The sequence below is a fragment of the Dyadobacter subterraneus genome (assembly GCF_015221875.1).
Lineage (GTDB): Bacteria > Bacteroidota > Bacteroidia > Cytophagales > Spirosomataceae > Dyadobacter > Dyadobacter subterraneus.
Genome location: NZ_JACYGY010000001.1, coordinates 3,036,144 through 3,051,058, shown reverse-complemented (window position 1 = coordinate 3,051,058; position 14,915 = coordinate 3,036,144). Strand labels below are relative to the sequence as shown.

Below are 14,915 nucleotides of genomic sequence, written 5' to 3'. Positions count from 1 at the left end.
TGGGAACGGCGAATGTTTGTCAGATACTGAAACAGAGGGAGTTATTGTGCAGGAAAAAGAAAGTGAATAGCCGCATTTGAAAATTATGACTCATTTTCGACTCACGATTTTGTTCATTGGTTCTTTGGAAAAACGACAGACAACAGATTGGTTTTCGGGCTTATAAATACGCAGATCATCATATTAGGCAATTCAACAGCTGGTTATTCCAAAAAAGGCTTGCCTGATGCACTTTCAGATTTGCCCATTTCAAAAGCTATCCGACAATTACATTATCGGAATGACAGTTTAAATAAAATGTAATTTCCTCTTAAAATAGTCATTCATAATAGTCGCGGATAATACTTTCTAGCGATTTATAATGTAAACATCAACCATGTTAAAAAAAAATATTTTCTCAATATTCTCAAACAGAGATATTTGAAAGGAATCTCTCGAATAAATCAAAAATAATTCGCTATCAAATTTGGATTGAATGTATAAAATAGTACTTTTGCACCACGATACTAGTGAAAGGCACTACAAAATGCAAAGAAATAGTATTCGGTAGTTTAAAATTACCAATGGATCAAAAGTTTGATTCAAGCCGGTCAGGAGATTTTAGAAATAAAACAATTCCAGCGGAGTAAGAGAAAAAGTGGTTGGCAATTACTTTTTTTAGCAGACAAATTCCAGTTTTGAAATTGTCAATAATAGCCAAACGATTCCGTAGCTCAGCTGGTAGAGCAATACACTTTTAATGTATGGGTCCTGGGTTCGAATCCCAGCGGGATCACTGAAAAGTCAAACCTTAAATGGTTTGACTTTTTTTTTGGGTATAGTATATTTTAATGTATGGGTCCCGGACGATCCGCCCCGCGGTTCGAATTCTCTCGGGATCCTCATTCTATAAGACAAATCTCAAATAACATAAAGACCTTTTCTCAGGCAAGACGTTCAAAACTAATCGTTTCAATTCTGCTTAACCCATATCAGTCTGGTATTTTAAATTTAGATACACTTAATCACGAACAGATTGAAAATAAATTCAATATTTTTTCTTTGTTAAGTTATAATTAAGAAAAAATTATGGTTCCCCGGATAGATTTGACATTACAATACGCCACACACCTGGCCATTGTTAAAATCACTATTCACCTTAATTTTTTCGACGAATGAAAAAACTTTTTTTACTTGGTTTATTATTACTATTCTTTTTAAAAGGATATGCGCAGGTTGTTCTGATCGACGATTGTGAATCGATTGCTGGCTGGGGCGGAGGCGGCAATACCCTCAGCCTGGATACGGATACCCCCGTTCAGGGCCTGGCTTCCATAAAATCCGAGGGTGGTAATACGGAACGTTTCCGCAAGAACTTTGCAACACCGCTTAACACGGGTATCCTCCCCAGTGAGCTAACAATTTCCTATTTACAATTCTCACTTTTTGTTTCTGACATAACAAAATTTTCAACAGCCGGCGGCCAGTTTGAACTTACCAGTTCGGGTGGTCCCGATACGGATGAATTCAATTGGGGGACGGGCAGTGTCAATTTGCGAAACGGGTGGAACAATGTGGTACTCCGGTTAAGCGGAGCCGGAAAGTCCGGCAATCCTGATTTGTCGGCAATCAACTTTTTCAGGTATTATAAACCCATTAACAACGGAGAAAGTGTTGTTATCAAAATTGATAATATGCGTTTTACCAAAGGATATAATGGAAGTGATCTTTCCGGGGCGCATATCTTTAACAGTGCCGATCAGAATACCGGCTGGTCGGGCACTGATGCTGTTCAGATTGACAATGCTAATAAAATCCTCGGTGCTGCCGCGATTACCAAAACAGGTTCAGGAGCGGATTGGTTTGTACAAACACCTTCTTCTGCATTTAATTCGACTATAAGTGAAGCAAATGGCCTGATCAAATTCTGGCTATATGTGTCTGATATTTCTAAATTTACGGGCGCGGGAAGTATTGAATTTTCATCGTCCGGCCAGAATGGAACGGATGAATACAGATGGAATATGTCAGGCCAGAAACTTTTGAATGGCTGGAATCATGTTTTCCTGAGAATTTCCGAAGCTGCAAAACAGGGTACTCCTAATCTGGGCGCCATCAACTATTTCAGGATTAATCAGCCGCTTGCTGCTTCAATTACAGCCAAGATAGATGAAATTGAGTTTTATGAACCTGAATCAATGCTTACAGCCGATCCATCGGTAAACACATTGAACGGCAAAGTTATGTTTGGTTATCAGGGCTGGTTTGGACTTCCAACGGACGGTCAACCGGCGCATGAGTGGTGGCTTCACTGGTTTAGCGGTGCGCCGCAGCATAGTACTGCAACTGTGGATATGTGGCCATACCAGGCAGATTATCCCCCGGGTGAACTGGTTCCAACCACAATGACTTACAGTGATGGAAGTCCTGCAAAACTATTTTCAAGCTATAATTATAGCACAGTTGACGAGCATTTTAAATGGATGCAGGAAAACGAGGTGGATGGCGTTTTCCAACAACGTTTCCTTGGTTATGCCACCACAACGGATACGCGCGTACACCGTCATTTTGATAAGGTAATTGAAAATGTACAGATTGCCAGCAGTAAATACAAACGGGTTTATTCGATCATGTATGATCTGTCAGGAGCCAATGCAACCTCTACCGAGGCCATTATTGCGGACTGGAAAAGATTGGTTGACGATCTTGGTGTGACTTCGGAAGACAGCTATTTGTGGCATAAAGGCAAACCGCTTGTGGCACTATGGGGGCTGGGCCTGGCGTCGGATCCGGAAGCTACCGCCGCGCGTTCGGAAAAACTGGTCAGATGGTTTAAGGAGGGAGATCCGGCCGATCCAACGGATGATCCAAAATACAGAGCTACAATTATGGGTGGATTGAATGACAACTGGCGCTCGCATTCTGCCGAATGGTTGGCGGTTTATGACTTGCTGGATGCAGTAAGTCCCTGGTCGGTTGGGCGTTATGGCGATGAAAGCGGCGCTAATAGCTTTGCGATCAATACGGTCAGGCCCGATATGGCTTACCTGGAACCCAAAGGTATTGATTACATGCCAGTTATATTCCCCGGCTTTTCCTGGTTCAATCTGCAAACGGTTAGAAACAATCCTTCTGCTGCGATTAAAAATTCAATTCCAAGAAACGGCGGTAGCTTTCTTTGGCAGCAGTCTCAAAACGTGATTAATGAAGGAGCGAAAATGATTTATCTTGCCATGTTTGATGAGGTAGATGAGTCTACATCTTTTTTCAAAATGGCGAAGTTTTCCGCTCATACACCCAAGGGTGGGGATACCTGGTATCTTTCTCTGGATGCTGATGGTTATGATCTGACGCCTGATTGGTATCTGGGTATAGCTGGTTATACCAAAAAGGTACTGGCCGGCAGGGCAACCAATAGTTTGTCGGTCCCACTCTTTCCAAATCCGGTCACGACAGCTGCCGGAAATCCGCTTCCTGTAACCTTGACCGCATTTACAGCAAACAAAGAAGGTAATTCAGCGCAGCTACGATGGGAAACGGCCACAGAAGTAAATAGTTCGCATTTTGAAATCCAGCGCAGTTCGGACGCAAAAACATTTACTGGAATTGGAATGGTTGAAGCAGGTAATAATTCATCAACGAAACATCAATATAGCTTCACCGACCAAAACCTTCCGTCCGGGACTTATTATTACCGTTTAAAAATGGTCGATCTGGATGAAACAAGTGCATTGAGCAGGATCGCTACGATCAAAATTGTTTCTGATGATTTGATGAAAGTATATCCAAATCCCGTTTCAAAAAAGCTGACAATCAGTGCTGAACAGAGAATATTAAACCTGGAAATTGTAAATATGAACGGCAGGAAGATATATACTTCAAAGCCTGAAAACTCAACAGTAGAACTAGATGTCAGCAATTGGGCAACGGGCATGTATATTGTAAAGTTTAACGGGACAGAACGAAAGTTTCTGAAGCAATAAATTTTGTTATAAATCATAAAAAGATCCGGCAACAATGGTGTTGCCGGATCTTATTGTTAGCAGAGTTATATCAGGTCTTAGAGTGAAAATTGGAAAATATCTTGCGAGAAATTATCCAGCTCATTGTTTGATACAGACCCCGTCAATATCATGCTCTTTCATCCATTTGATAGGCTTATTAACACAAAAATTGCCGGCCCGAATTTCGGGCCGGCAATCTGATGTTACAAAGTAAGTCTTACCGCTTTGGCATAGTTAAATTTTGATTCAGGTGCATCAATCAAAGCACCGACGCGGAAAAAGTATTGGCTCCCGGCTTTCAGATTACTGCTGTTGGAAGGCAGATCAATTTCCAGGGTATATATTTTATTGGGATCAGTCACCGCATTGATTTCCTGATCAGCCAGTACGGTCCGCATTGGCTCACCCACAGCAGGTTCCGGATGCGCATACAATCCGATTTTTTTCACATTGTTGATCACCGTTTGCTGCAATTTAAAAGTGGCAACAACCTTGGAACCCACTTTTTCAATTTTGGCATCTTTCACGCGGATATAGGGCTGTACCTTGAAATCTAACTGCGTTTCACCTTTTACATCTACTTCCTGCGGCTCTGCGGGAACGAAATTTCCACGGACCGGCGTGATGGTGTAAGTGTTTGAAAAAATCAGGTCGTTGCGGTAAGTTCCGTCATTTTTAACGATCATCACCTGTTTGGTCTGGGAGGCATATCCGTGCTCAATAAATTCAATCGTGCTGCCGCGGATGATATCCTGTTCAACGGGTTCATTGGTATCGATATCCAGGAAAGTTCCATGCAGCTGTGCATCCGGAGCCGGATAATTATCAATCTTACAGGCATTTAATGCTAAAACCAAAAGCAGCGCCGGTATATATATTTTTATCTTTTTCATTATGATTTTGTTAAGATTTATCAACCTTCTTAATACTGTGGATTCTGAACCAAACCGTTAGAACCAATGCCAGGGATAGACCGGTAATATTGTTTATAATCAAAAGTGGCCGGATTCAACCGCTGGATTGTCTGGCGGATAAAGATGTATTTCGCTGGCGAAACCCGTAGGTCCAAAACAGGAATCAAAGCATGACGAACGGAGTTGTTAAACAGCGTATGGTACTCACGACGCCTTATCAAATCCCAAAACCGCTTGTTTTCAAAGGCCAGTTCAACCCGTCTTTCCCGGATCACATTGTCAATGCTTAGAGGAATATCTTTGGTATGACCTGCCCGGCGGCGGATGTCATTTAATGCTTTTGCACCGGCATCTGCTTTTGCAGAACCACTTTCCACAATTGCTTCTGCATAGATCAAAAGGATTTCTGCGTAACGAAAATCTGCCCAGTCCGATACTGTCTGGTTCCAGCCCGGAGCCACGTTGGTGCCCTCATTCAGGAATTTCTTGAAGCTTACACCCGTCCGTGTATTGTTTCCTCCCCAGGTATCAAAACCGGAATATTGTGTCCGGTCGGCTGCACCGTACGGATAATACGTTTTTCCATTGGCAGTGAGGGGCTCTCCACCGAAAAGCTGCGGACTGCCGTCCGGTTTCACAAAACCTGCCTGGATAATGATTTTCTGGCCTTTCCACGTAGTGCCGGGTAAGATAGCAGTGGCCCAAAGCCGCGCATCTTTGTCTTTGTAAATGCCTGCCGGATCATCATAACGTTTGTAATTTTTTGACGCGTTAAATCCGTTGTAGTCATTGATATCATTGGCAGCCTCCGATGTCACAACCGGCGCACTTTTCCCCGGATCCGTGTAGGTTTCATAAGCATCGATCAGATCTAGTGTCGGATTCATACGCCCAGGATGCGGCCAGCCATTTGCTGTTTGATTGGGCTGGTACCAGATACCATAATTATGCCCCGTACCAGATCCGGGCCGTGCAAAACCTTTGATAAATATGGCCTCATTTGGCGCAATGTTTGGGTCCTCAAACAGTTGTCTGTAATTCTCAGCTGCTTCCTGGGGCGATGCCGGCGTTGGTTTATAAAGTGAAAATTTACCAGAGGTGATAAGTGCTTCACTCGCTTCAATGGCTGCTTTGTAATATTCCGCTGCTGCTGAGTTATCCAGCCCTACTAGTTTTTGGTCAACCGCTGTACCCGAAATCGGAGCTCTGTCTGCGTATTTTGCCAACGATGCCGCATGTAACGCGGCTCTTGATTTCAACGCATAAGCAACCCATTTTGTAGCTCTTCTCTCGCCGCCCGGCCATGATTCTGCCAGGTTTTGAATGGCCAGATCGCATTCTTTTAAAACGAAATCCCAGGTTTCTTTCTCCGTACTTCTTGGTACTTTCAGCGCTTCGACATCCCCTTCATACTTTTGCACAGATGTGATCAGTGGAACTCCGCCATATCTTTTCGCCAAAGCAAAATAGGCATAAGCGCGGATAAAGGCACTTTCCCCAACAAGCGCCCTGGTTTCCTCTTCTGTCACACTAAGTGTTGGAATGATGTCAATCAGAATATTGGTGTCACGGATCAATTTATATCCCTGGTCCCACCACTGGAAATCATCATTGCCGATAAAATCACCAAATTCTGTATGCACTGCTTCATCGGTAACCATGGCGGGTGCAAAACCTCCATTGTTTGGGTCACCCGTGTTCCAGTTAAAACCTTGTCTGAAAAATGTAAAATCTTCGATTGGCAGCTGGTAATAAAGGTTTGCCATATAAAGTTTGACACCTTCGGGATTGGAAAATAAGTTTTCTCCCTGCAACTTATCCAAAGGTTGTTTGTCCAAAACATCTCCGCAGCTCAACGAAAACAAAATGGGCAGCAGTATGATATATCTATATAATTTCATTTTTCTCACGCTTAGAATTTAACATTTATACCAAAGTTGTAACTTCTTGTCACCGGGTAAGTAAGTCCGGCCCCAAACAAACCTTCGATTTTTTCAGGATCAAATGGTTTTACGAAAGGATCTGCCCAGGTGAAAATATTGTGTGCATTTCCATACAAACGGACTTCGTCAATACCGATTTTTTTCAGCCATCCCTGTTTGAAAGTATAGCCCAGCTGCGCACTCTTAAATCTGAGATAAGAAGCATCTTTACGCCAGGCAGAACTTTCCGCATACATGGCGCCCACGTTATAGTTGAAGCGGGAAGCAGGCCATTTTCCGGGAGTCCACTGGTTATCGTCCGACAGATGCCATCTGTCATAAAAATATTCAGGCGTATTTCCACGGAATGCAAATACTTCTGCATAAACTTCCCGGAAACGGACACTGTACTTTCCTGATCCCTGAAATAAGGCAGTAAAGTCAAAACCCTTGTAAGAAGCGTTCAGCGTAAGCCCGTAATACATTTTTGGATCTCCTCCAAAAAATAACGGCATGGCATCATTTCCGTCTATCACCCCGTCACCGTTGACATCTTTGTATTTGAAATCACCAGGCAATTCCCGGGTATTGCCCAGGTCTCCATTCTGGATCGGCGCATAAATGACTTCATCTTTATTTTGAAACTGACCTTCCAGCTGATAAGCCCACACGACATCATTCCAGCGGTTTGCGCCGCCATTGCGCCATTTGTCCATACTGCTCAGAAAATCTCCTCTTTCAATATAACGGTTCATGGTCCGGGCAAAATTGAAGTTTCCGGTGATACCATATTTGAAATCGCGTATCTGCCCGCTGTATCCGGCCGTGAATTCGATCCCCTTCACACGGTCGCTGTTCAGATTTTCATCAGGAAGCGTTCCGCCAAAAGTATTGGGTAGTGACACATTTCTTCTTGCCAGCAAACCTTTACGATCTCTTTGGTAAACATCAAGGGTCAGGTCAATTTTATTATCCCAAAGGCCGATATCAATACCTATATCCTGAATTTTTGATTTAAACCAGGTAAGTTTTTCGTTGACAATGGCTGGTGATGCCGCCCCGGTGGTATAGTTTCCATTGTTAAATTCATAACCGCCGCCGCCGCTAAGCGAAAATCCGGGAACATATTGAAAGGGCGCACCCGCATCAGCACCCACCAGACCATATGAGCCTCTTAATTTAAGTGTTGAGACGAACGGGATTTTTTTCATAAAAGATTCTTCTGAAACCCGCCATCCGGCAGATACCACAGGGAATAACCCCCAACGTCTGTCCGGGTGATAGCGGTAAGAACCATCATAACGGGCTGCCACTTCCAGCAGATATTTTTCTTTAAAATCATAATTCAGACGGCCAACATAGGACTGGCTCGCATACTCACTTTCGGTTCCGCTGGTTGTCTGGTTATTTAAACCCGCCTGATCAATCTGGTCATTTGTAAAAAAGGCATATTCTCTTCCCAGACCGGCCGATCTGTTTTTGGATTCCTGCTGCTCATAGACCAGCGTAGCTCCGACATTATGGTTTTTGGCAATGACGGTATTGTAAAACAACTGCCCCTGAAAAGTCACCCGGTTGTTATCCGAAAAATTGTTTCCGATCCGTGAAGGATTACGCTGCTGATGCGCGGTGTATTTATCGGTTGCAGCATCGTAGGTATATAAATTATAGCTTTTGGAAACCGATTTCGCGCGGTAATTATTACTGTCATAAGCGGCAAGACCCTTTACTCTCAGCCCCTTTACAAACGGTACGGTATATGTCAAAGCGAAGGTTGACTGGAAAAATTTATTGGCTTCCTCGTTATAACCTGTCAAATTTCCATCAGCAAGCGCAACCGGATTATAACCACCGCTTAACAACGCCGGATATTTCGGATTATCATTGGCATATGGTCGTTCTGTCGGTAAGGCAATGCGGGTACCTTTATAAATGTTGAAAAAGTTATCCCCAGGCTGATTTCTTTTGTCATAAAGCCCCGACAAAATCAGATCGGCTTTCAGGTTTTTGGTCAGATCAATCCCGACATTGGTACGAAAAGTATATTTCTTGTAACCCATGTCATTGCTTTTCAAAAGCCCGTTTTCATTCTGATAACCGAAACTTGTGAAGTAAGTCGCGGCCCCTTCACCGCCGGAAGCGGAAATAAAATGCTGCGTTTGGGAGGCTGATTTGTTTAAAACCTGCTTGTACCAATCGGTACTTTCATAACCAGGCGCGCCGGTCCTGAATTTTTCTACCTCCTCGGAAGTATAAACCGGATTTTCGCCCAGATTTCTGGCCGCATCGTTACGCATCTGCGCCCACTGATAGGCATTGGTCATGACTGGCACGTCGGTCGGGCTTTGCCTTCCATAAACCGCGTTATAGCTAAACTTTGGTTTGCCCTTTACTCCTTTTTTTGTGGTAACAATCACGACACCATTCCCTGCTCTGATACCAAAAATCGCAGCGGAAGCATCTTTTAGTACCGATATACTTTCAATATCATCAGGATTTATTTTTTGAAATTCATACCCACCATCACGCGCAACACCGTCTACCACATAGAGCGGTTCGCCAAATCCGCGGATATTGATACTTGTGCTGAACGAGCCCGGTTCGCCTGAATTCTGACGGATTTGTACACCGGCAATTTTACCTTGAAGACTTTGCGCCAAACTCGTATGCGTTGTGGTTTTGATTGCGTCCGAAACGATATTGGAGATAGCGCCGGTAAGTGTTTGTCTGCGCTGCGTACCATACCCGACAACGACAACCTCCTGCAGCTCATCGGTACTTGGTTCCAGTTTAATCTGGAAAAAAGTTTTGTTTCCAACCTCAATTTCCTGCCGCTTATAGCCAAGAAAACTGACGACCAGCGTAGCGCCCGACCTTGGAATGTTAAGCGAAAACTTTCCATTTACATCTGTTGTAGTTCCCTGGATGGATCCTTTCAGTACAATACTCGCCCCGGGGATGGGCTGGTTTTTCTCGTCATCGATTTCACCCGAGACTAAAATGTCGCCGCTTGCGGCAGATTGATTTTGTGAGAAGGCTTGTGGAGAAAATAGTACAGCAAATGCCATCATGACCAGTTGTAAAACGTTCATCCAGGCCTTTATTCTTTTTCTTAATAAAGGTTGATTTTCCATAAAAATTGATTGGTGAGTAGTTATTCTAAATTCAAAGTTTTCTTATTTCTCAGCGGAGTTTTGTCATAGGCACATGCGGTTTGGTTACGGTCTTTGGGCATTCCGGCAAGTATCAGTTTTACTTTCTTTCCAGATTGTCAGATTTGAAATTTGTTTTAAAAGGGATCAGTTCGGCCGAACGACAAGGCCAAAGAAAGAGTGGAGCTATTAAGAAATTGTTAATAAATGATTAATAAGTGCACTGAATCAATATAAATTTTCATTATACAAATACTTTTCTTGCACGGAATATTTTCAGGCTGTGTAGCCTTTGGAAAAGAAAGCATCAAAAGACTAGTAATAGCGAATTGGACGTGAGAATCCCGAAGGTATTATTAAAGATTCCCCTAAGAAAAAATGGACAAGAAATATAGCGGCCTAACTTTTTGTGTCAGCTGGAATCCGCAATTGAAGTTATGTCTTTAAGGTTAAGCCAGATTAGGGGGATGTGTGAAGTCTAATCAATTAATTTGCATCAAATCGCAGCTGTACAAATGTTGGCTGATCTAATCAAATAAAAATGCCGGCTGGATCAAGTTAGATAAACTCAATCCAGCCGGCACTTACTCAAATTGAAAATTTCCGGGTCAGTTTGTAATCACATCGATTTCGGCATAGCCTGCCGCATTATTTTCCTGCGTGTTATGCGTAGCGACCAGTTTAATATAGCGCCCTTTTACAGGTGTAAACTTCTTAATCTGCCACAGTGGATTATTTTTAATATTAGAAAATTCTCCTTCATCCGCTACGTTCCATTGCTTGTTATCCGAAGAAACCAAAAACTGGTAACGGGTAATAATTCCGGCGTTTCGGCTCTGACTTGGAAGGTATTTAAAACCTGCCAGATTTTGTTGTTTCCCAAGATCGATTACTATGCTGGCAGGGAGTTTGTTGTTTTGAGGTTGAAACCAATCTGTATTCCTGTTGCCATCAATAATATTATTCACTTTTTCATCTTCTATGCCTACGATCTTCCAATTTTTGTGGGAAATATCAAAATGCTCTTCCCCTACCGGGCTGCTTTTCCCGGAAACCGGATCACAGGCAATAGCACGGACACTCACTTTGTTTTCTGCCGCAATGGTTTGCGTGTATAACTTTGATTTTTTGGTTGGCATGCTCCCATCCAGCGTATAGAAAATCTGTGATTCTTTATCAGTAGCCGTGATGGTAACTTCTCCCGATTTGGCGCGGGTGACAAGGGGAATTTCCAATATTTGCGGCGCATTGTAAACGCTTACGTTCGAAATGACAGGACTTGCCTTGGAATCAGTGATCGTAAAACGCAGCTGTGAAGCTTTCACCGTTGGAAATGCCAGTATGCGCTTATAACCAATCGTCGTTTGGTTGTCAAGCTGTTTCCATTTACCATTTACGAATGCTTCAATTGTAAAGGATTTCACCCGCTGCCCAAGCTGGATATATTCCTGAGCAAGAAACCGGTTAAAGGCTTTCGGAGCACCAAAATCAATAATAAGAGAAGCTGTCTTTACTGCATCGTCTGTTGCCCAATAAGTATTTTTATCTCCATCCAAGGCTTTGTCGGCTCCAAATTCGCTGGACTTCCCCCGAATATTTGACGCGCTAACCTTCATTTCTTTCGCCAGATCCATGGCAAATGCTTCCTTTACTGCACCAGCCAGCTCCAACGCAGCTTTTTCGTCTGTCTTGTGAATCCGGCCGGTTTTATCGATAGGAAAATTAAGAAGCATGGTTCCGTTTCGTCCGAAGGAACTGTAATAAACTTTAAGCAGTTCCGGCAGCGTCTTCACCCGGTTATCTTCATATTCATGGTAAAACCACCCCGGACGTATGGAAGTATTTACTTCGCCCGGCACCCAGGAATCGCCGTTTTCTACCCCATGGGCTAACATATCATGCGGTACGTCGCCCTTGGCGTTTAAAAGACTCCAGTTGGTTTCACCCACATAACCGGATTCGGTTCCTACCCAGCGAAGATCTGCGCGGTCACCGTTGTCGTTCCAGATAACGATTTTTGGCTGAATTTTCCGGATCATCTTATAGGTGTTTGCCCAGTCGTAATACGTAGTCCGGTCTATTTTCCGGCTGGTTCTTGCCCCGCCGTAGTAGCCATCACCGCCGTTGGCACCATCAAACCAAATCTCGAAAACATCACCATATTTGGTGAGGCATTCCTCAATTTGTTTGCGGAAGACATTTTTTACATAAGGTGCACTGCCATCCGGGTCAAGAAGCCCGTAACTCGGATTATTCCTATCCCATGGCGAGATGTAGATACCCAATTTCAGCCCGTATTTTTTGCATGCTTTTGCCAGATCACCAATGATATCGCCTTTGCCATCTTTCCAGGGACTGTTCTTTATGGAATATTCCGTGGTTTCAGTAGGCCACAGGCAAAACCCTGAATGGTGCTTTGCCGTAACAATAATCCCTTTCATCCCTGAATTTTTGCAAACCCTCGCCCACTGATCGCAGTCCAGATTGGTTGGATTGAAAAGTTTTGCATCATTGGCTTCACCATAACCCCATTCCTGATCAGTAAACGTATTGGTAGAAAAATGTATGAAGGCATAATACTCCATTTCCTGCCATCTGACCTGGTTTTCCGTTGGCGTTGGTCCTACGGGTTCGGGCGCCTTCACTTGGCCAAAGCAATTCCCGATCACGCATAAGCAGACCAATATGGTATAGCATTTCATTTTAATCATTGTATGTTGCCGATTGTATTTACACTTAGGTTATCTAAAACGTTTTAAAAATTAATGTTTTCTGTGTCCACCGAACTTCCAGAAATATGTAAAATGCTACTTGCGAAATGGCTGTCGCTGATGACATCAAAACTCACAAAATAGGATTGTCTATTAGTCCCTGTCTTTTCAGCGCATGCCAGAAATCTTCTGGAATATCTGCGGTCACCATGTCGATATTCTGCTTTACTTTGGCTGCGTTCGTAGTACTGACTGCCACACTGCTGACACCGGGAATCGTAAATCCAAAATTCAGGCACGCGTGCGCGGGTGAAATGCCGAACTGCTCACATAACCTCCAAAATTCAGATCTCCACGCATACAGGCTTTTCCCCGATGGGGTATTTTTATCAACCAGCCCATAATTGTAATAGTCACTTCCAACCAGGAATCCACCGTTGAAAACCGCTGAATTAATAACGGTTACGCCTTTGTTGTGCAAACCAGAAATAAATTCCAGTAGCTCACGGGGATGATCGTGAAGCGTTAGACTGTTGGCGATCATCACCCAGTCAAGGGCTACATCCTTTGAAATTCTTTCAATTACGCCCCATTGCTTAGCACCCACGCCTATTCCTGAAATTTCACCCGAAGCTTTCAGTTCAGCCAATGCTCTGTACGCACCCAGAATATCCGCGTACAGATCATTTTCTTCTTCGATGCTCTGGGCTTTGGCCAGGTATTCGTCAGGATCATGTACAGACGCCAACTGAGAAGTATAAGGCCCCAGCAACTCGTTTCCCTGATAAAAACATTCCAGGATTCCTTCGTATGAAATTCGCTGTACGGCATCATGGGTCAGGTCTTTCCAGATTCCTGGTTCGAAGGTAGGCTCCGGTGTAGTAAGAGGAACCTGATACCAGCCCAGCTTGTTGCTGATGACCACATTTTTCGGATCTACATTTAAGGCATCCAGCGATTTACCCAAAGATTTCAAAGCCAGACCTGCCCCATACTTTCCGGCACTGTCAAAAACTGCCCTTGCCGGTGAATTTTTCATACAGGCTTCTACAATTGCTTGTTTCTGTTCGTGACTGGTGGCATGGTAAATATTACCCAGACAGCTCGTACCGAAAACGGTTGGGGGCAGATGAATTTTGCCGGAATTTTGGTTTTGCCACGTATTTGTTTGCATGGGACTTAAAATTGTATTTGATATTTTGTTCATCCAACCGACACCATCGCCTTTATTACGCCATTCGCAGGGTCAAGCCAGCTTTTAAAATCCTGTTTTACGTCACCGAAAACTACACGATGCGTTATATAAGTAGTCGGATCTATCATGCCCGCTTTCATACAGCTGGTTACATGTTCAAAATCTTCTCTGGTAGCATTGCGGCTGCTCATTAAAGTTGCCTCGCGTTTGTGAAATTCAGGATGGGAAAAGCTGATCTCCCCTTTTTGCAGGCCAATCAGTACATACGTTCCGCCGTGCGCCAGATACTGAAATGCGTTGTTGATTGCTTTCAGATTTCCTGTTGCATCTATAATAACCGTTGGCATATCTCCTCCAGTCAGTTCCATTAGTTTTTCTGATACATTTTCGGTTTGTGCATTGACGGTATGCTCCACCCCCAGCCTTTCACGGCAAAAAGCCAGTCTGCCGTCGTTGACATCCATCGCGATAACGGTTGCACCCGCTATTCTTGCGAATTCCATTGTACCCAAACCGATCGGGCCGGCGCCCACAACAAGCACGGTATCCTGCGGTGTTACCCCGGCTCTTCTGATTCCATGTGCGCCAATTGCAAGCGGCTCAACCAGGGCAAGTTCATCAAAACTAAGTCCGTTACCATGAATGAGTGAATAGGACGGAACCGATACATACTCCGCCATGCCGCCATCAATATGCACACCAAAAACCTGGACACGAGTACAGCAATTGGGTTTTCCATTGCGGCAGGCCACACATGTTCCACAATTGAAATAGGGAATAAACGTGACAGACTCTCCCACTGAAAATCCGGGCGCATCGTCCGTTTCAACAATCTCTCCGGCCAGTTCGTGACCCAGAATCCGTGGGTAATTGAAAAAGGGCTGTGTGCCCTCGTATGCATGAAGATCGGTGCCACATATGCCGATCCGCTTGATTTTGATGATTGTGTGTCCCGGCCTTAGCTCGGGCTTTTCAACTTCACTAAACAAAAATTCACCCGGAGTGATGCAAACCAGTGTATTCATACGTTTAAAATTT

The 14,915-nt window shown here is 43.9% G+C and carries 7 protein-coding genes and 1 tRNA gene; 2 read left to right on the top strand and 6 right to left on the bottom strand.

The features are described 5' to 3' along the window. Positions 1–702 precede the first annotated feature (702 nt). Both IEE83_RS12500 and IEE83_RS12495 read left to right on the top strand, forming a co-directional pair. Positions 703–775 (top strand) — tRNA-Lys (locus IEE83_RS12500). Positions 776–1,154: 379 nt separating this feature from the next. Then, positions 1,155–3,962: a T9SS type A sorting domain-containing protein gene (locus IEE83_RS12495; RefSeq protein WP_194120903.1), complete on the top strand. Its 2,808-nt coding sequence runs from the start codon at positions 1,155–1,157 to the stop codon at positions 3,960–3,962. 224 nt (positions 3,963–4,186) lie between these two features. Here the strand turns inward: IEE83_RS12495 and IEE83_RS12490 are convergent, their stop codons facing one another. From IEE83_RS12490 to IEE83_RS12465, 6 genes are all read right to left on the bottom strand, one after another. Further along, positions 4,187–4,876 (bottom strand): DUF3823 domain-containing protein, encoded by a 690-nt coding sequence (locus IEE83_RS12490; RefSeq protein WP_194120902.1) that lies wholly within the window; start codon positions 4,874–4,876, stop codon positions 4,187–4,189. A 29-nt stretch (positions 4,877–4,905) separates the two neighbouring features. Beyond that, positions 4,906–6,798 carry a RagB/SusD family nutrient uptake outer membrane protein gene (locus IEE83_RS12485; RefSeq protein ID WP_194120901.1) on the bottom strand — a complete coding sequence of 631 codons (1,893 nt, stop codon included), beginning with the start codon at positions 6,796–6,798 and terminating at the stop codon, positions 4,906–4,908. Positions 6,799–6,809: 11 nt separating this feature from the next. Continuing rightward, positions 6,810–9,953 (bottom strand): SusC/RagA family TonB-linked outer membrane protein, encoded by a 3,144-nt coding sequence (locus tag IEE83_RS12480; RefSeq protein ID WP_228101787.1) that lies wholly within the window; start codon positions 9,951–9,953, stop codon positions 6,810–6,812. 626 nt (positions 9,954–10,579) lie between these two features. After that, positions 10,580–12,673, bottom strand: coding sequence for an alpha-L-fucosidase (locus IEE83_RS12475; RefSeq protein ID WP_228101786.1), 2,094 nt, complete (start codon positions 12,671–12,673; stop codon positions 10,580–10,582). Between the two features lie 142 nt (positions 12,674–12,815). Next, positions 12,816–13,856, bottom strand: coding sequence for an aldo/keto reductase (locus IEE83_RS12470; RefSeq protein WP_194120899.1), 1,041 nt, complete (start codon positions 13,854–13,856; stop codon positions 12,816–12,818). Positions 13,857–13,885: 29 nt separating this feature from the next. Beyond that, positions 13,886–14,902: a zinc-binding alcohol dehydrogenase family protein gene (locus IEE83_RS12465; RefSeq protein WP_194120898.1), complete on the bottom strand. Its 1,017-nt coding sequence runs from the start codon at positions 14,900–14,902 to the stop codon at positions 13,886–13,888. Between the last annotated feature and the right edge of the window lie 13 nt (positions 14,903–14,915).